General features: G+C 40.5%; 20 protein-coding genes. 4 read left to right on the top strand and 16 right to left on the bottom strand.

Annotated elements, in window-relative coordinates; translation table 11 throughout:
• Nucleotides 1–62 precede the first annotated feature (62 nt).
• Together FTV31_RS00175 and FTV31_RS00180 are read left to right on the top strand one after the other, a co-directional pair.
• A complete protein-coding gene (locus tag FTV31_RS00175; protein ID WP_005232078.1) occupies nt 63–284 on the top strand; it encodes a hypothetical protein in 222 nt (73 codons plus the stop codon).
• Nucleotides 285–302: 18 nt separating this feature from the next.
• Nucleotides 303–1,166, top strand: coding sequence for a lysophospholipid acyltransferase family protein (locus tag FTV31_RS00180; RefSeq protein ID WP_180012611.1), 864 nt, complete (start codon nt 303–305; stop codon nt 1,164–1,166).
• Nucleotide 1,167: 1 nt separating this feature from the next.
• Here the strand turns inward: FTV31_RS00180 and FTV31_RS00185 are convergent, their stop codons facing one another.
• Nucleotides 1,168–1,998 carry a glycosyltransferase family A protein gene (locus FTV31_RS00185; RefSeq protein ID WP_180012612.1) on the bottom strand — a complete coding sequence of 277 codons (831 nt, stop codon included), beginning with the start codon at nt 1,996–1,998 and terminating at the stop codon, nt 1,168–1,170.
• Nucleotides 1,999–2,175: 177 nt separating this feature from the next.
• Between FTV31_RS00185 and FTV31_RS00190 the strand changes: the two genes are divergently transcribed.
• Both FTV31_RS00190 and FTV31_RS00195 read left to right on the top strand, forming a co-directional pair.
• The gene (locus FTV31_RS00190; protein WP_180012613.1) at nt 2,176–2,874 is read left to right on the top strand and encodes a glycosyltransferase family A protein; all 699 of its coding nucleotides are present in this window, start codon (nt 2,176–2,178) and stop codon (nt 2,872–2,874) included.
• Nucleotides 2,875–2,936: 62 nt separating this feature from the next.
• Nucleotides 2,937–3,641, top strand: coding sequence for a glycosyltransferase (locus FTV31_RS00195; RefSeq protein WP_180012614.1), 705 nt, complete (start codon nt 2,937–2,939; stop codon nt 3,639–3,641).
• On the opposite strand, the gene FTV31_RS00200 is transcribed toward FTV31_RS00195, so the two are convergent.
• The 15 genes from FTV31_RS00200 to mazG all read right to left on the bottom strand — a co-directional run bounded on the left by FTV31_RS00200 (nt 3,638) and on the right by mazG (nt 18,771).
• Nucleotides 3,638–4,438, bottom strand: coding sequence for a glycosyltransferase family 25 protein (locus FTV31_RS00200; RefSeq protein ID WP_180012615.1), 801 nt, complete (start codon nt 4,436–4,438; stop codon nt 3,638–3,640). The genes FTV31_RS00195 and FTV31_RS00200 overlap by 4 nt on opposite strands.
• 14 nt (nt 4,439–4,452) lie before the next feature.
• The gene (locus FTV31_RS00205) at nt 4,453–5,199 is read right to left on the bottom strand and encodes a glycosyltransferase family 25 protein (protein WP_180012616.1); all 747 of its coding nucleotides are present in this window, start codon (nt 5,197–5,199) and stop codon (nt 4,453–4,455) included.
• A gap of 16 nt (nt 5,200–5,215) precedes the next feature.
• On the bottom strand, nt 5,216–5,986 hold the full coding sequence (locus FTV31_RS00210) for a glycosyltransferase (protein ID WP_180012617.1): 771 nt from the start codon (nt 5,984–5,986) through the stop codon (nt 5,216–5,218).
• Between the two features lie 395 nt (nt 5,987–6,381).
• Entirely contained in the window at nt 6,382–7,308 is a 927-nt protein-coding gene (locus FTV31_RS00215) for a branched-chain amino acid transaminase (RefSeq protein WP_005232095.1), read from the bottom strand.
• 24 nt (nt 7,309–7,332) lie between these two features.
• A complete protein-coding gene (gene glnE / locus FTV31_RS00220; protein WP_180012618.1) occupies nt 7,333–10,083 on the bottom strand; it encodes a bifunctional [glutamate--ammonia ligase]-adenylyl-L-tyrosine phosphorylase/[glutamate--ammonia-ligase] adenylyltransferase in 2,751 nt (916 codons plus the stop codon).
• An 86-nt stretch (nt 10,084–10,169) separates the two neighbouring features.
• Nucleotides 10,170–11,438 (bottom strand): HAMP domain-containing sensor histidine kinase, encoded by a 1,269-nt coding sequence (locus tag FTV31_RS00225; protein ID WP_180012619.1) that lies wholly within the window; start codon nt 11,436–11,438, stop codon nt 10,170–10,172.
• Nucleotides 11,439–12,092: 654 nt separating this feature from the next.
• Nucleotides 12,093–12,626: a ribosome biogenesis factor YjgA gene (gene yjgA, locus FTV31_RS00230; RefSeq protein WP_180012620.1), complete on the bottom strand. Its 534-nt coding sequence runs from the start codon at nt 12,624–12,626 to the stop codon at nt 12,093–12,095.
• A gap of 2 nt (nt 12,627–12,628) precedes the next feature.
• A complete protein-coding gene (locus tag FTV31_RS00235) occupies nt 12,629–12,898 on the bottom strand; it encodes an HPr family phosphocarrier protein (RefSeq protein ID WP_034169914.1) in 270 nt (89 codons plus the stop codon).
• The gene (rapZ, locus tag FTV31_RS00240; protein WP_004782131.1) at nt 12,895–13,746 is read right to left on the bottom strand and encodes an RNase adapter RapZ; all 852 of its coding nucleotides are present in this window, start codon (nt 13,744–13,746) and stop codon (nt 12,895–12,897) included. Before rapZ ends, FTV31_RS00235 begins: the two co-directional genes overlap by 4 nt.
• Nucleotides 13,747–13,764: 18 nt before the next feature.
• Nucleotides 13,765–14,613 carry a pantoate--beta-alanine ligase gene (gene panC / locus FTV31_RS00245; RefSeq protein WP_034703490.1) on the bottom strand — a complete coding sequence of 283 codons (849 nt, stop codon included), beginning with the start codon at nt 14,611–14,613 and terminating at the stop codon, nt 13,765–13,767.
• 1 nt (nt 14,614) lies between these two features.
• Nucleotides 14,615–15,424 carry a 3-methyl-2-oxobutanoate hydroxymethyltransferase gene (gene panB, locus FTV31_RS00250; protein WP_004782128.1) on the bottom strand — a complete coding sequence of 270 codons (810 nt, stop codon included), beginning with the start codon at nt 15,422–15,424 and terminating at the stop codon, nt 14,615–14,617.
• 52 nt (nt 15,425–15,476) lie between these two features.
• Nucleotides 15,477–15,962 carry a 2-amino-4-hydroxy-6-hydroxymethyldihydropteridine diphosphokinase gene (gene folK / locus FTV31_RS00255; RefSeq protein WP_159124103.1) on the bottom strand — a complete coding sequence of 162 codons (486 nt, stop codon included), beginning with the start codon at nt 15,960–15,962 and terminating at the stop codon, nt 15,477–15,479.
• Nucleotides 15,959–17,434, bottom strand: coding sequence for a polynucleotide adenylyltransferase PcnB (pcnB, locus tag FTV31_RS00260; RefSeq protein ID WP_180012621.1), 1,476 nt, complete (start codon nt 17,432–17,434; stop codon nt 15,959–15,961). The genes folK and pcnB overlap by 4 nt, the downstream gene beginning before the upstream one ends.
• A gap of 136 nt (nt 17,435–17,570) precedes the next feature.
• Complete coding sequence (locus FTV31_RS00265) at nt 17,571–17,999, bottom strand: ComEA family DNA-binding protein (RefSeq protein ID WP_159124105.1); 429 nt, start codon at nt 17,997–17,999, stop codon at nt 17,571–17,573.
• Nucleotides 17,959–18,771, bottom strand: coding sequence for a nucleoside triphosphate pyrophosphohydrolase (mazG, locus tag FTV31_RS00270; RefSeq protein ID WP_180012622.1), 813 nt, complete (start codon nt 18,769–18,771; stop codon nt 17,959–17,961). Before mazG ends, FTV31_RS00265 begins: the two co-directional genes overlap by 41 nt.
• Nucleotides 18,772–18,782 lie beyond the last annotated feature (11 nt).

An 18,782-nucleotide genomic window follows, 5' to 3' on the forward strand; every position in this document is an offset into this window, starting at 1 on the left:
ATTGAGAAGCCTGCACGACAGTGGCATAATAGCTTCAGTTTCTATTTTTAGGTAATTTGGCAATGGCGATGCGTCCTGCTGTTCGTAACCGTGGCATCATGCTGATCGTGTTTTCAGTCGTACAATGGCTGTTCATGCGCTATATCCTTGCAAACAACCTGTTTAACCTGGACACCAATGACCGTATTGTGTACTTCTGCCTGAGCAGTATTTTAGGTGCACTTGTCATTTTTGTAGGTTTAATTTATATGGTGCTTAAAGGCAATCCTGATCAAGAATCTTAATCAGACAAGCTGTCCACCATGTACGCATTACTCAAGAACTTCTCCAAACTCCCGTTAAGATTCATTCAAAATTTAGCGAAAAGTGTTGGATCACTTCTCTATATTACAAATTCATCGATTCGCCGTACTACAGAAATTAATTTAGGGATTGCCTATCCTGAACTGTCAGCATCGGAACGCACACGACTGGCAAAACGAAGTGTTCAAAGCCAATGCATGACCTATGCCGAGTCAGTTAAAATTTGGGGTTCTGAACCTGAGTTCGCATTAAAACAAATCCGGAATATTCATCATCCAGAAATTTTTACTGATGCACTAAAAAATCCGAATGGAACTTTGGCAGCCGTTCCTCATTTTGGCACTTGGGAGTTACTTAATGCCTGGGTGAATCAACACACTAGCCCGGTCATCATGTATAAGCCAAGTAAAAATCCTGATGTGGATCGGTTTATGCTCGAAGCACGGCAGCGTTTAAATGCTACCCTTGTTCCGACTGATGAAACGGGAGTAAGGGCTTTATTCAAGCATTTAAAACAGGGTGGCTTCGCTGCTATTCTTCCTGATCATGTGCCCAAAGAAAGTGGTGGTATTTACTCACCTTTTTATGGACAGAATGCTCTATCTTCCACCCTGCTCTCTAAATTGGCTGCAAAAACCCAATGCTCTGTAATTGGCTTGAGTTGTCTACGTCATGATGATCTAAACGGCTTTGATATTCATGTAACTAAATTATCAATTGATATTCTATCTAAAGACTTACAGCTTTCTGTAGATACCTTAAACAAGGAAATGGAGCGAATGATTAACATTGCTCCAGAGCAGTATTTGTGGGGGTATAAAAGGTTTAGAAAAATTAAGACAAGTAAAAATTTATATAATTAAATTACTTAATTTTTAAGCCTAGTTTTTTCTTAATCTTATAATACCTCTGTTCAGATATTAGATTCTTTATAATATCCTTAGGTAAAAGCAGATGCTTTATAAGCATTTTATAGAAAATCCAAGTTTTTGGCGCACATTTAATCTGTTTTAGCAAAACATTAAAAGTATGGCTCTTTTCATACAAATCAGATAGAGAAAGCCCATCATCGTAGTATTCTATAATTTTTACAGTTTTAGGTATAATATTTATTTTAAAAGGTAGTTGATAATAAAAAATATGTTCGTAACCATTTTTAAAATATAGGCTTGGAAATCTTATATTTTTTATATCATTTAATTTAAAAACAAAATGTTTATCTCCCTTATAATATCTACTAAATTCTTTATATCCTATAACTTTAAAATCAGTAAAGTCAGTGTTTTTAAATATATGATTTGAATTAGATCTACAATTAAAACAATACCAAGATGACTGATACTCAACAATATATTTACACATTATTGATAAAGCATCTTCCGACAAATAATCATCATCACTTAGTGTAAAAAAATAAGAAAATTCAGTAACTTCATTATTATTATAAATTGAATCCAATATTATATTTCTAAGTTTATTTACTCCTATATTTTTACTTTTAATGTATGTTATTTTTTCATTATGAAGAATTAAATTTTCTAACTTTTTATAATCTAGCGAAGATCCATCATTAAAAATTATTAACTTATAATTTTGGTATTCTTGTTTAATGACAGAACAAACTGATCTTATCACTAAATCAGGTCTATTAAATGTTGGTAAAACTATATAAAAAAAAGGTTGCTTCTTAATCATTATTTCCTCATTGTTAAATTTATCTTATCAATTATGCTTTTATAAAAATTTGAATTACAAAAGTTAATAAGAACCTTGCACATTCATTCAGTTCAAATAATAATATTATTTACACAGCTCTCAAATATAGAAAAATCATCCTTAGATTTTTTCTAATATTCCATCGGATATATAATCTTGAACACTGAAAACATTACACTCTGCCTCACCATTGGTAAACGTCCTGAAGAATTACGCAAAACCCTAGAAAGCATTCTTAGTCAACTCAGATTTGAACATATTATAGCCATTAATGACTTTAGAGATGAAGAAACTAGTCAAGTTTTTCGAGAGTTATGTCCTCATGGCATTTTGATCGTACAATCCGAGCAAGTTGGGCATCACCGTGCTGTCGATCTTATGTATTCTCAAGTTAAGACACCCTATGTTTTCCATTGCGAGGATGACTGGTTCTTTGATCAGCCATTACAATTAGATAAGTATATTGATTTATTAAATAATGATCCAAATGCAAATATTGTTTGCTTAAGAAAAGTGTCTAACTTCATACTTACAGAAGAGCAACAAAAAAAAATTAAATACTACGAAACAAAACCACTATCAACTGCAAGATTAGACTATACGCATGCAAAATGGCATGGCTATACTTTTAACCCTCATATTGCCCGCATTGAAACATGGAAAAAGACAGGTGGGTTTTGTAATTTCAAAAAAGAGCGTGATGTTTCCATATTCTTTAGATCACAAGGGAAATATAATCTATTTCTTAAAGAAGGCGTCTGCCATCATATAGGCGAAAATAGTGTATCCTACCCACAAAATCAAAGCTTTATAAATAAACTTAAATCCAAACTTTATGGATATCCGGTTGCGTAATATATTTATCAAGATAGGTTCTTAAGTTTGTACCTAGTACTTAATTTCTGGAAATTCTCCAAATGCAAAACATTAATATAGCTGAGAACATCACGCTTTGCCTCACCATTGGTAAACGACCTGAACTACTTCGTCAAACTTTAAATAGTTTGCTTTCTAAAGCCAAATTTAAGCAAATTATTGCGATTAATGATTTCCGTGATGAAGAAACGAACTTGGTATTTAAAGAACTTTGCCCCGAAGGCTTGCTTATTAACCTTCCAAATCAGGTTGGGCATCATAAAGCCGTTGATGAAATGTATTCTAAAGTTCAAACTGATTACATATTCCATTGTGAGGACGACTGGCTATTTGACCAACCTATTGAATTTGAAAAATATATTGAAATTATTAAATCTAACCCTAAAGCAACCCAACTATGCTTTCGCAAATGGATAGATTTTCCTTTTTCTGAAGAGCAAAAATCACAGATCAAATTTATTGAATCCTCACCGCTCAATTTAGCCAGATTTGATAGCATGCATGATCAATGGCACGGCTTTACATTTAATCCTCATCTTGCCTCTATTGAGTTATGGAAAAGCATGCCTAAAGGCTTTAGTGAGTTTAAGAAAGAGCGCCATGTTTCACGTTGGCTTCGTGCACAACAACGTTACGTCCTATTTCTTGAGAATGGAATCTGCCATCACATTGGTGAAGATGAAAGTGTTGCAAATGCTTCTAAAAAATCTTGGTTTGCAAAATGGAAAGGTAAAATTTTTGGTTAATTAAATCGATTTGGATCAACCAAAATTTCTCTTTTCACCCCTTTACCTACATATTTCAATTGACGAAGACCTAAATTAATTTGGGTCTTTATTCGTCTCATTTTAAATTGTGATTTTTCATTTGCTGTTAAATCAAAATTCAATTTATTCTTAACTTGTGCGATCACAGATTCATGAATATATTTACATGGAACTTTATATTCTAGGCACTTGTCACTTTGTAATAATGCAGCAGGTTCAATTTGATATGCTTTTAATTCATAGCAACTATGAATAAATTCATCAGATAATCCAATTGCACGCTTATTCATGAATTCTAAAAGAATTTTTGCACCAGATGGATAAAGAATATAACCACCCGTCCCACTCCGATCGATATAAATTTCAAAAAGATTATAATTATTTTTTACTAAAGAATACGTCTGCTGTTTCGCAACGGTTTTCTTTCGACCATGTACCTCTAAATTGACATAGTCTATTTTATTAATTTTCATTAAATCATTTAAAATATTTTTAAAGTCTTTAACTAATATTGCATCATCTTCTAAAACCACACATGGTTCATTATGCTCAACAACATAACTCCATGCTTTTTTATGACTTAAAAAGCATGCTAACTCTGATTGTTTCATTGGACGCTGACCACTAAAGGCCATCGCTTTATACTCATCCTCTGAAAAATCATTGATTGATATCGCAGATAATCGCTCAAACTCTAGACCTAGATCACTAAACTGAGCTTGCTGTTGAAGCAATCGATCTTTTGATTGATCCAAATTAATTAATAAAATTTTCATTAGTTACTCAATATTTAAGCCGAGCAGATTTTATTTTTTAATGCTTTTAGCTTATTACCCCACATTCTTTTTTGGCGTGGCCAACGCTTACCCACACGCTGACGTGGAGCAGTTGGATGGGCTTTAATAGCATCAATATCACTTTCAGCACCATTAGGTTGAACTAGTGGAGGATAAATAGAGTATCCTTTGCTTAAATCGGTCAACCAACTTTGTAATGCAACATCAATCGGGGCATTAATTTGAACCAAATTATTTTGGAAGGCTTGTGCACCTTCTCTCGACCACACTAACCCTAAAGTTAGTACAGGGAAATAATAAGCTTTCAAAAGCTGATGCTGCTCAATTTGATGCATCTTCTTGCTCAACTTACGCTTGGTACTACCAATATTCATGAGGTACCAACCTTTTTGATTTTGTTCTAGCCATTGAATAGTTTTTTCTACAGTAACCATTAGATCAGAAATAATTTCTAAATCATCTTCAACAACAATCACATAATCATAATCAGATGCTAAAAATTCACTTACACAACGCTTGTGACTCAGATAACAGCCAATTTCAGCGCCTAATAAATCACGCCCCATAAGTGCATTTGCTTTTTGACTATCATAGCCTTCATAACTTTGTACATGTAACTTACGACCATCTACAGCTGGAATTCTTTCGAATTCAATATTATGTTTTTTTAACTCTGTAGTTGCTTGAGCTAAACGTTCAGTACTTGAATCTAAATTAATTAAATATATACCTAATTTCATATTTTAAATTCCAGTATTACTGCCAAGCGTCTTTAATCCATTTCGAAGGCAGTACATACCGGTACCATTTACCTCCACCACCATTAATCGCATCAGGTGGGTTAATTTCACCGTGGAAAATAATAATTTTTGCACCTTCAGGTTTTACAGGTGGCTTAAAGAATGCCATTGGAATTTTTTGCAGGCAGTGATATTTATAACTTTTACACCAACTATCAGGCCAATACGTCTGCTTACCTTCTTTATCTACATACCAAGATAAATAGGCTTGCTCATTACGGAATTTATTACGAATTTCGTCAAAATTCTCACGGAAATATGGCAAAAGACCAGGAAAAGCTCCGAGCTTAAAGCGATAAACTGAACTATTACCCGTAATACGCCATGGTCGTTTCCAGTCATGGATAATCAGGAACTCACCTGGATGTGTAAAGAATTCATCGATATTATCAACAATGATAACATCCAGATCTAAAAATAAAGCATTGCCTTTCAAACCGTAGAGATCCGGTTCAAAGGTAGAGAGCTTATTCCAGCCACGTTCTGGCGCCCCTTCTGGCAAAGCTAACGGTGGAATAGGAAAGCATTGCACATTTGGATCAATCCCTTCGGTACGGTCAGTTAAACACACCATTTGAAAATCAACAGTTGTGTGCCGCTTCACCATATTGTAAAGGCGATTAACATATTCAGACCCATATTTTGTGCCCCATTTCATACAGATCACAATATTTTGCTCAGGTGATTGTTCACCCTGAGTCTTAAGGTCATTTTGCTTTGCGTTCATGCACCCATCATCCACCTATGCAATATCAGTATCATACCATTACTGGTACTGACTGAGCCTATTGCTTTTCATTTCTGCACAGTTTACCGCAAATCTCATAAAGAAATATAATCTTCATTTTTTCATCACAAGAATTGAATATTTTTCCAGCAAACTAGATCGAAATAAAGTTCATATTTGAATGATAAATATAGAGCAACACTAATTTTAGTTGTTCGTTACGCTTATTCGTTTATTTTTATAGTGAATATATAGCTTTCCAAAATATGAAAGTCGTCATTTTTTCTGCAATTTATTGACTTCTCTACCTAACAACCTAATCGTTTTAATATTCTGAGGAAAGTTCACTAAAAATAAAAAAGGACTCAAACGAGTCCCTTTTTCATGGATTTAACTTATTTTACATAAGTTAACCAGTGTGCATATTTAGGGTCTTTACCCTGAACTGCATCAAAGTATGCTTTCTGGATTTGAGTTGTGATTGGACCACGTACCCCTTCACCAATTTGACGGTCATCATATTCACGGATTGGTGTTACTTCAGCAGCAGTACCAGTGAAGAAAGCTTCATCTGCGATATAGAATTCGTCACGAGTAATACGGCGTTCTACCACTTCATAGCCAAGATCTTTAGCAATGGTAATAATCGATTGACGAGTAATACCGTCTAATGCGCCACCAGCGATGTCTGGAGTGTGAATTACGCCATCACGTACTAGGAATACGTTCTCGCCTGAACCTTGGCATACATAGCCTTGTGGATCAAGCAGCATTGCTTCGTCATAACCAGAATGTGCCACTTCTTGGTGAGCAAGAATCGACAATGTGTAGTTACCAGATGCTTTGGCCTTACACATGGTCACGTTTGGATGATGGTGTGTGAATGATGAAGTTTTTACACGAATACCTTTCGCCATCGCATCATCACCAAGGTAAGCACCCCAGCTCCACGCTGCAACTACAGCATGAATGGTATTGTCAGTTGCGGCAATACCCAATTTTTCAGAGCCAATAAAAATAATTGGACGTAAATAGCAAGATGCCAATTTATTTTCACGAACCACATCAATTTGAGCTTGTTCTAAAGCTGCGTGATCAAATGGAACTTTCATTTGATAAATTTTTGCAGAATTAAGCAAACGTTTGGTGTGTTCTTTCAGACGGAAAATAGCCGTTCCATTCGGGGTTTCATAAGCACGGACACCTTCAAACACCCCCATGCTGTAATGCAAAGTATGTGTTAATACGTGAGTTTTCGCCTCACGCCAGTCTACTAGTTGTCCATCTTGCCAAATGAAACCATCACGATCAGCCAAATTCATGCCACAAACTCCAATTTTTCACAATTATTCACTATCCAGTGCAAATACTGCACTTGGATCAATCAGTCTTTGCCATAACTTGCAAACGGTCTTTCGGGTATCGTGCCAGTCGCTTGCAGACACTTGCATGGATTGATTTGCAAGGGCTAAGCGGTGGCTCTCGGCGCGTTCACGGAGATAAGCTTGAATCAGAGCAGTCGCATCGTCGCTGGATAAGCAACCTGATTTTGCGGCATCCTCAAGGATTCTTACATTGTCGGAGTAATGGGCGAGATCTTTATTCGTCCCACTCCAAGCTAACACCGCATACTGTGCCATAAATTCGATATCAACGATACCACCTGCATCTTGTTTTAAATGAAAAATCCCATCTTTTTTTTGCTCTTTGGAAGAACCTAGATGATCTTTCATTTTCTGACGCATTTTCAGAACTTCACTACGTACATGACAGATATCGCGTTTCTGGGTAAGAATTTTACAGCGTAGTGCTTCAAATGTCTCTCTCAGGCTATCTTCTCCGGCAATGGAACGTGCGCGTACCAAGGCTTGATGCTCCCATAGCCATGCATTTTTCAACTGATATTGCTCAAATGCTTTCAGACTAGTAACCAGCAGCCCTGCTTCTCCAGAAGGACGTAGACGGGTATCGACTTCATAGACACGTCCATCCAGTGTTTGTGTAGTCATCAGTGACATAAACTTCTGTGCTACGCGCATAGCGAACTCAAAACCGCTAATCGGCTTGAGACCGTCCGTATCAGCCTGCTCGCCCATATAATGAATGAAGACCAGATCCAGATCCGAACCATAGCCCAACTCAATGCCACCGACTTTGCCATAGCCAATCACGGCAAAAGCCATATGTTCTATCGAGCAGCGCTGCCCTTCTGCATCCAGCGGAAAACCATGTCGTTTGGCCACAATCTGATAGGCCAGATGCAACGCAGCATTCACTGAGACTTCTGCAATATCTGTTAAGGCATCCGAGACTTTCATTAAAGGGCTTTCCGCCAGCACATCACTGGCAGCTACCGCAAGTACATTGGATTTTTTAAACAGGCGTAGCACCCGCATCTGGTCTTCGACCTGATCAATTTCGATTCTGAGCAATTGCTGACGCAGGCTATCTTCCAGATCCTGACGTTTAGGCAATTCAAAATCCATCGACAGGAACTCATCCAGCAATACCGGATAATGGGTAAGTTCCTCACAGATCCAGGGGCTGACAGTCGCCATTTTCACCAAACGCTGTAAAGCACCTTTACTTTCAATCAGCATCACCAGATACACCGTACGACGCATGACTGATTCAACCAATGGCATCAGGCGAACCAGTGCAACTTGTGGTTTATCTGATTCTAGAATCGCCTCTATCAGATAAGGCCAAAATGTTTTTAAACGTTGAATGGCTTTGGCTGGCAGTTTTTTTAAGGCATGTCCATGCCAGAATTCATGTACCAGATTTTTCGCATGATCATCTAAAACTTCATTCAGCTGTTGTTCGAGTTGAGAAAAACTTTTGCCTTGAGGCTCTGGTCCATTTTCCTTGATCAGATGCTCAAACTGGTAAATTACTTTGGCACGTTTTTGATCCAGCACCTCCATAAAGGCGGACCAGTCTGCAAAGCCTAAAGTATCCACAATACGTTGACGTAAATCTGGCTCAGTCGGCAAACATTGGGTTTGTTGATCATGCAGCGCCTGAATAGCATGCTCTACCCGACGAAGGAATAAATAGGCATCTTCGAGGTCAGTCACCGCCTGTTCATCCAGCAGTTCAGCCTCATCCAGATGATTCAGGCTGACCAGACATTGCCGATCTTGCAGCTCTAACTTGGCTCCGCCATAAATCAGCTGAAAAACCTGCACGATAAATTCAACCTCACGGATCCCGCCTGCCCCAAGCTTGATATCGTCTTCAATATTGCGGCGCTGTACTTCACGCTCAATCATTGCTTTCATTTCACGCATCGCTTCGAAAGCACTGTAATCGACATATTTGCGGAATACAAAAGGACGGGTCATATCCAGCAGTTCATCACCTTCTGGACTCGGATTGACGATGCGGGCTTTGATCCAAGCATAGCGTTCCCATTCACGCCCATGCTGGCTAAGATATTTTTCTAGTGCGGCATGACTGATGGCCAGAGCAGAACCATCACCCCATGGTCGCAGACGCATATCAACGCGGAATACAAAACCTTCAGCGGTGATATGGTCTAGCAGATAGATTAACTTTTGTCCCCATAGGATACAGAACTGCTGAACGTCAATGCATTTGCGCCCATCTGTTTCACCCTGTTCATCAAAGGCAAAAATCAGGTCAATATCACTGGAAAGGTTGAGTTCCTGAGCGCCCAGCTTGCCCATCGCAATGATGATGAGGTCTTGAACTTTACCGTTATAGCCAATTGGCTGGCCATATTTGGCGACTAGAGGAATACGGGCAAACTCTTTGGCAGCGCAAATGCAGGCATCGGCGAAATCAGACAGCTCTCGAGTCAGTGTGATGACATCGGTGAGTTGATTGGCATCCTGCCAGATCCAGCGGAACATCAGGCGAGCACGCAGAATACGTAAACTACGCATCCACATGGTTTCATCACTGATATTTAATAAATTGGCCTGAATTAAATTTTGAATCTGTTCAGTGCCGAGTGATCCCTGAAACTGATCAATTGCATAATCCTGATTCAATAGATCTTGATGATTGGCCAATACCTGTTCTGCATACTGACTGGCTCTTAAGGTTTTCTGCAATTGTACCGCGTCCATCACTCGGTGATTCCCTCAAAACTTTTATTTAGTTATAGCAGGAGTTCACGCCGAGTGGGAACGGTTTTAATAGAAATTTATGATTTTCAGGACTTTTCAGTATGCAGGTCTTCAAGTACCAATGCCTGATGATCATTGGTCACTTTAGGTAAATGCACAGTAAAGGTGGTTCCAGCGCCTTCTTTAGAATCTACGACAATCTGTCCATGGTTCAGGTCTACAAAACGCTTACACAGTACCAGACCCAGACCTGCGCCTTTCTCATTGTCTGTGCCTTTTAAGCTCACTGTGAGATTAGGTCTAAACAGATTTTCCATTTGCTCTTCAGTCATACCGAGACCAGTATCCTGAACAGTAATCTTGACTTGCTCACCTTCCATTTCAGCAGCCAGAATCACCTGGCCACCCTGATCAACTGGAGTAAATTTCAGCGCATTCGATACCAGGTTCTGCAAGACCGAAGTAATCATATTAATATCAGCATGCACCTTGATATCTTCAGGAACCTGGTCGATCAGCTCAATATTCTTTTTCAGCGCCAGACTTTTCAGTACATCACAGACAATTTTAGTGGACTGTTTTAATTCATAATTAATCGGATGATAAACAAAACGTCCACCCTCAGCCATCGCCCAGGTCAACAGACTTTCTAACAAGTTATACGTCGATTGAGCCGTATCATATAAATAATCAGAAATACTCTGGATACTGGATTCATCCAGAGTGTCACGTTCCTGCGCCAATACTTCCGAGAAGCCTAACAGGCCATGGAAAGGTGCACGCAGGTCATGAGCAATAATCTGGAAGAATTTGGTTTTACTGAAGTTTTGTGCACATTGTTGTTCGTATAACTCTTTTAGTTCAGTATGCTCTTCATTCAGTTTGACTCGCTTGACTAAAGATTCAGCAAATTGCTGGACGATAATAATAGCTTCCTGGTCAAATACTTCAGTCTGATCATCAAAGAAAACCACCTGCCCCAAAGACTGTCCTTGGGCTGATTTCAAATTGAATGCTACGAGCCGCTGATGGACTACACCAAGGCTTTTCACGTGATCTGATAGTTCTACATATGCAGGATGATTTTGATCGATCATATCTGTTTCTTGCAGATATTTAAGTATGTCCACATTCTGTGGTACGTGTAAACCGCGAAAACCGAGCGGACAGCTGTACCAGATATAGGGTTCCGTATGGAATCCAATGATACAGGTCTTAACGCCGAGTACTTTACGCGCGACTTTACAGAAGGTGTCTAATAAATTGTCAGAGGTATAGACACCTAAAATGAGAGATATACGGCACGAGCTTAACTGCTCCGTATTCTGACCGATCTCTAGCAGTTTTAGTTCCATGTCTGCCTCTCTGGATGTTATGGAATATAGAATAAAAATTACAACCGACTAAATTGATACAATCAATAACAAAGATTCTATATTTACTCAACGTTAAAATCTCATTTATCGACCAAAGGATTTGTTAACTTATTTCTCTAAAGATACATAGATAGCTTCAATACCTTGATATTTAAATATTAAGAATTACTTGAAAAAATATTCCTCTTATAAAAAATTACATATAATTATTTGAAATTCCTGAATTCATTTCAAATTGTTTCAATATCATCTGAGTTCTGAAATCTGAGGAAGATAAAAACAGCTCATTTTTCTTCTGATCTTTAGGTAAATAAAAGCTTTTGAATTTTCAAATATATAGAAAATGCTTATTGTCACTTTCTGAAAAAATAGATCGCTAATCATATTAACTTTGACCTAAATTTATTTCTATTTTTTAAATATTCTTAATAATCATAAAATATTGAATGATTTAAATAATTTATTTATGCACTAAAACCAATTTCTTACGTAATCAAAAATATTAAAAGTTTACATTTTTTTACAGTTAACAATGACTTATAGGAACATTCTTGAATTCTTATAAAAAATTAAAATTAATTAGAGTGAATAAAAAAGCGACAAAATGTCGCTTTTCTTTAATTCAGATTACAATCAATTATCTGAAATCAGGGCAACTTGCTGCACATAGTTAAACAGCTTTTGCTTTAAGGCTGCCACTTCTTCTTCCGGTGCCTGATTTTTTAGATCACGATGCACACGTAAATAATGCTGACGTAAGGTATGACGCTCTGTCGCATTATAGGTTTTGGTAAATTCGTTAATCGCTGGATCGCCATCTTTCACGATACGATCAACCCAACGCTGCAATTGTGCTGTCTTTTTCAAACCCTGTTTCGGAGTTAGATAAGACAGAATCACGGTTTCATTTTCATTACGGAGTAATTTACCAATACGTGAAAATTGACGACGGCGTGCTTCATGTGAACTGATTTGCTGGACATCCAGCAAAGCTTCAATCAGACGTTCTTCAACGGGTAAATTTTTAATTTGTTTCGCACTCAGTTCTGCCAACTGTGCGCCTAAAGCAGCCATACGCTGAACTGCTTTTTTCTGTTCGGTTTTACTTGCGCGTCCCTCTAAAGATTCAAAGTCTTCTTCAGTTAAACTGCTCGGTCGACGTGCCACGATTAATCTGCCTCATAAAATTTTGCCGCAAACAGTGCCTGAATTTCAGATAAGGCCTTTTCCTCATCTGCACCTTCAATCACTAAGCGTAAAGTTGTTCCTTTGCCCGCACCAAGCATCAGCAAGGACATAATATTTTTGGCATCAACCAATTTGTCCGACTTGCCAATCTGGATACTGGAACGAAATTTGGTGGTAACTTCAATGAGTTTACCTGATGCACGCGCATGTAAACCTAGTTTATTAATTACGTCAACAGTCGTATCAATCATGACCAGTGCTTCATTTCTCGGTGGAGGACTTGAATAGACCATTTTGCCTCAAGCGCTTTTTTTAGTCTATCCACAATATAAACAGAACGATGCTGGCCGCCAGTACAACCAATCGAGATGGTCATATAATGACGATGACCCTCAGCAAAGGTCGGCAGCCATTTGTCTAAAAAGTGATAAATATCCTGGAACATGTCTTCGACCTGATCACTTTTTTCCAGGAATTCCTGTACCGGCTGATCGAGGCCTGAATATTTGCGCAGTTCGAGTTCCCAATGCGGATTCGGCAAATGACGGACGTCAAAAACATAGTCAGCATCTAAAGGAATGCCATGCTTATAGCCAAAAGATTGCAGAATCACAATCAGATTATCGGTCTGCCCCAGCTTGTACAGCAAGGTATGTTTCAGATCATGTACGCTTTTATCAGTGGTATCGATATGCACTGTAGAACGTAGCTGGATCGGCATCAGCAGGACTTTTTCTTCCTGAATACACTGATGCAGGCTCTTGAAACGGGCAGCCAAAGGATGCGGACGGCGTGACGCACTAAAACGGGCAATCAGCTCCTGATCCTGCGTGGTCAGATAGATGACATCCACCGTACCATGCTGTTGCAGCTGTTCAAACACATGGTCGAATTCCTGCAAATCTGCACGGGTACTACGAACATCCACCCCAAGCGCTAACTGTTCCAGATTATTTTCACAATCCAGCTTCGCCACAATTTCAGGAAGTAAGGCCAAAGGCAGATTATCAATACAGTAATAACCCAAGTCTTCAAGTACCTGCAATGCAGAAGATTTACCTGAGCCAGATTGTCCTGTCACAATTAAAATGCGCTTCATGCCTTACGATCCTTTTACTTATCCAGCTGCGTATTTGATCTGCAGATTATCAATCAGACGAGTTTTTCCTAATTTCGCCGCGATCAGAATCACGACATCCTGATTAAATTCATCAATTTTCTGCAATTCCGGTGTACGGACTTCTATATAGTCCACTACCAGACCTGCATCTGTCAAAGTTTGACGGATACCTGCCAGTGCTTCCTCCAAAGTTTTACCTGCATGTAACTGCTGCTCAGCAGTTTTCAGACTCTGGAAAATGACTGGTGCTGTTGCACGTTCCTGCTCGCTTAGATAGCCATTACGCGAACTGAGTGCCAGACCATCTTCAGCACGAGCAATCGGCACACCAATCACTTCCAGTGGAATATTCAGGTCTTGAACAAACTGACGAATCACAGCCAGTTGCTGATAATCTTTCTGACCAAAGAAAGCATAGTTAGGCTGAACAATATTAAATAATTTGGTCACCACGACCGCTACACCATCAAAATGACCTGGACGCTGTAAGCCACATAGATCATTGGTGATACCAGATACACTGATATTGGTCAGACGTGGCTTGTTACCATACATCTGCTCTACAGTTGGGGCAAAGACAATGTCACAACCCACATCTGCCAGTAACTGCTGATCCTGCTCTAAAGTACGTGGATAATTATCAAAATCCTCATTAGGTCCGAACTGGATCGGATTAACGAAAATACTCACAACAACGACATCACACAGTTTACGCGCCTCACGCACCAGATTCAGATGCCCCTGATGCAGGTTGCCCATGGTCGGGACAAAACCAATAATTTTACGCGCAGAACGTGCAGGATTGAGCGAAGCAGATAATCCTTGGATGGTTGTTTCTGTTTTCATGTTACAACTCGACTTGGAATGTTTGTTCAGGTGCTGGGAATGAACCATCTAAAACAGCCGCATGATAGGCTTTAAATGCATCCAGAATTGCAGTCGCACCAGACTGTTCTTTCATAAAGTTACGTACAAATTTCGCGGTATGGCCAAAGGTTAGACCAAGCATGTCTTGAACGACCAGTACCTGACCATCAGTGGCTGCCCCTGCTCCAATGCCAATCACTGGAATATGCGGGAATAGTTCAGTAATTTCCTGACCCAATTGTGCAGGCACACATTCCAGCAACAGCACTGCTGCACCGGCTTCAACCACTGCCTTACAGTCAGCAATCAGTTGATCGGCCGCTTCACGGGTACGGGCCTGTAGCTTATAGCCACCAAAGACATGCACCGACTGCGGAGTGAGACCCAAGTGAACACAGACTGGAATCCCGTTACGGGTTAGAACCTGAACGGTTTCCGCCAGCCAGGCACCACCTTCCATCTTGACCATTTGTGCACCGGCCTGCATCACCGTTTTTGAGCTTTGTAATGCATCATTCAGAGTGGCATAACTCATAAATGGCAGATCAGTCATAATCAGTGCATGCTGATTGCCACGGCGTACCGCTGCGGTATGGTAAGCCATATCTTCTACAGTCACAGGCAAGGTTGAATCACGACCTTGAATCGACATACCCAAAGAGTCGCCTATCAAAATACTGTCAACTTCAGCAATTTCCATGGCTTTGGCCATACTGGCGTCATAGCAAGTCAGGCAAGAAAATTTGCGTCCTTCCGCTTTATATCGTCTTAAATCACTGAGACTGATCATGAAGATGTTCCTCTATTATTGAAGTTCTCTCGAACATACCAATAATTAAAAATTAAATATTTGCCCAATTCGTGCGGTCAAAAACCGTTAAGGTTGATTGCTTGACGATGTCCAGATCTTTTAATGTGTTTCCATTCAGCTGCAAGTTGGCATCAATATCCAGTAATGGCACCAATACAAAATCACGTTCCAGCACGCCAACATGCGGCACGGTTAAACGTTCATTTTGAATTTGTTCATCACCGTAAATGAGCAGATCCAGATCCAAGGTACGTTCACCCCAATGGCGTAGACGTACACGCCCAGCCTCCTGTTCGAAGGCTTGCAAACGATCCAACAGATCCAGCGGTGCCAGATCCGTAATTAACTGTACGACAGCATTAAAATAATTCGGCTGATCTTGTGGCCCCATAGGTGGGCTTTGATATAGATGCGAGGTTTTTATCTGTCCCAAACTTGCCAGCTTTTGCACGGCTTCAGCCAGAATCTGACGTGAATCGCCCAGGTTACTTCCTAAACCGATATAGGTCACTGTCATTGTGTGGGCCCAAAAATAACCTGGCTTAAATCACGCTGCACCCGTTTACGCTTGGTAATTGGATGGTCTGCACTAATGTCACCGCTGGCACTGGCCGCCACATGAGAAACCGGTTTGCTACGCTCATTCTCAAATTTGGCTTTACGTGCACGACGGCTACGTGGTTCCGGCTCATTCACCAGAGGTTCAATCTCGGTTGCTACATCTTGTGCAGCCAGACGCTGTTCCAGATGTTCTTCCTGAGAAGCCTTACGACGGCTCTTGGCACGCTGACGGTTATATTGGGCAATGGCACGCTCTTTTTCATCGCTGCCCATTTGCTGATAGGCTTCCCACCAGCTTCCCATACCCTGTGCAGTTTCATCGCCTGATTTTTCACGCAGCAACAAAAAGTCAAAGCCGGCACGGAAACGTGCATGACCTGATAATGCTTCAATCTGTTGCGGTTTTGGATTGAGCAAGCGGGTTTGCATTTCCCAGACTTCACGAATGAAAGTTTCCGCAAAGCGTGGAATCACAGTACGGGTAGCCTGACGTTTCAGTACATCCAGTCCTGCCTGCGCACGTGCTTCCGCAGGCACCACACCTTTGGACAGATAGAAATCACAGCGCTCCAGGAACGGTTGCCACAACAATACCGCATAGAAGAAAGCCGGGTTGATGGTCTTGCCAATTGAAATACGCTGATCGGTATTTTTTGCTGCCAGTTCAATAAATGCAGTAATGTTTGGCTTGATATCGGCAAACAGCTGACGCCAGATGCCAAAATCGATCAGCATTGGCATCACACGATTCAGATGTCCCATAGTGAACAGCTTTTGCGATTCATCATAGAGACGGTGTGGAGACACATCACGTAGAAGCTGGGTCATTTCCGGAGTGAAAATATCCAGAATGGCTTCATCAATACTGAAATTGAGTTTGGCTGCAAAACGTAAAGTTCGCAGCATCCGAACCGGATCTTCCTCAAATCTTAAAGTCGGATCACCCAGTAAACGCAGGGTTTTATGTTTAATATCCTCTACTGCATTGCAAAAATCCAGCACGATACCTTTGCGTGGCTGGTAATACATGGCATTGATTGAAAAATCTCGACGAGCAAAATCCTGCTCAATGGTGCCCCAGTTATTATCGCGCAGAATCATCCCTGCTGCAGAGGTCACCGCTTTTTTAGGAGGCGCACGGAAAGTTGCCACTTCAACCAGTTCACGGCCCGAATAGACATGCGCCAGCTCGAAACGTCGTCCGATAATCCGACAACGCCGTCCGAACACTTCTTTAACCTGAGCTGGTGTAGCATTGGTCACTGCATCGAAATCTTTGGGATTTAAACCCAGCATCAGATCCCGGACACCACCACCTACGATATAAGCTTCATAGCCTGCCTTGGTTAAGGCATCAATCACATCGAGAATATAAGAAGGTAATTGAGCGGTTGATAAACCACATTTTGACGCGCGCAAAGTTTGCAAAAGACGCTGTCTCCTACGTCTGAACGTAAAATTCTAAGATGACGCTAATCATATCGCTTACACCGCTAAAGGGCAATTTGATTATGTCATTCTCATGGTTCAGATGGATGGCTTATTTACAATAAATTCAGCAGGGTTACAAAGCCAGCTTATCCTTGTTTTTGGCAAATAAGGCCGGTCCGATTCCTTTGACCTGTTGAATATCTTCAATTGTTTTAAATTTACCGTTTTTCTGCCGGTATTCAATGATCGCTTCCGCTTTCTTCTGCCCGATGCCATTTAACTGCTGTAACTGCTCAATACTGGCCTGATTCAGACTGATTTTATCAGCAGCTGAAGAGGCGGATAATGCAGGTTTAGCCAGATAATGATTGTTTTCAGAAACGGGGGTAGCAGCAGCAATTTTCTTCTTCAGGCGTGCATCATGCTGCTGCTGACGTACTTTCCATTCTGCATAATCGGTTGCAGTTGCATGTACTGTTCCAATTGAAGTATAGGCCAGCCAAATGCCTAGCAGGACAGTATTAATCCATGCTGGACCTATGCGATGTTGTACTTTGTTCATGAGCGGCTCTTTGTTTTAATTCTAATTTGGCCTGTTCCCAGAGCTGATCCAATTCAGCCAATGACAGGCTTTCCAGATTGAGTTGCTGTTGTTCTGCCCGATCTTCCATCAGGGCAAAGCGAGTCCGGAATTTATGGATCGTGCCCAATAATGCCATCTCGCTTGAGACACCAAGTTTACGACCAACATTCACCAGTGAAAATAAGCAGTCTCCAAATTCTTCGAGTATTTCATCGGAATTTTGTCCAGCAACGGCTTCTTTGAGTTCAGCCAGTTCTTCTTCCAGCTTGCCATAGGCACCCGCGACATCTGGAAAGTCAAAGCCGATTTTGGCGACATTTTTCTGGATCTCATCCGCCTGTTGCAGTGCGGGTGCATGCTTAACCTCATCCAAACGTGAACGTGGCTTACCCTGTTTTTCTTTCTGTTTGATTTCTTTCCAGAGCACCGAGACATCTTCAGGACTCAGCTGTGCAAACTGTTCAGCCTGAAATACATGCGGATGACGACGAATCAGCTTATCGGTAATCGCCTGCACCACATCCTGAAAATCAAAAGCGCCCTGCTCGCTATACATTTGTGACTGAAATACGACTTGTAACAGCAGATCGCCTAACTCATCCCGAACCTCTTCAGCTTGGCCAGAGCGCACCGCTGCTTCAACCTCATAGGCTTCCTCAATCGCATACTTGGTCAGAGATTCGGGGGTCTGCTGCTGATCCCATGGACATTTTTCACGTAACTCACGCATGACTTGGAGTAATTGTTCCACCTTAAAACCTC

Source organism: Acinetobacter sp. YH16031 (assembly GCF_013417335.1).
GTDB lineage: Bacteria > Pseudomonadota > Gammaproteobacteria > Pseudomonadales > Moraxellaceae > Acinetobacter.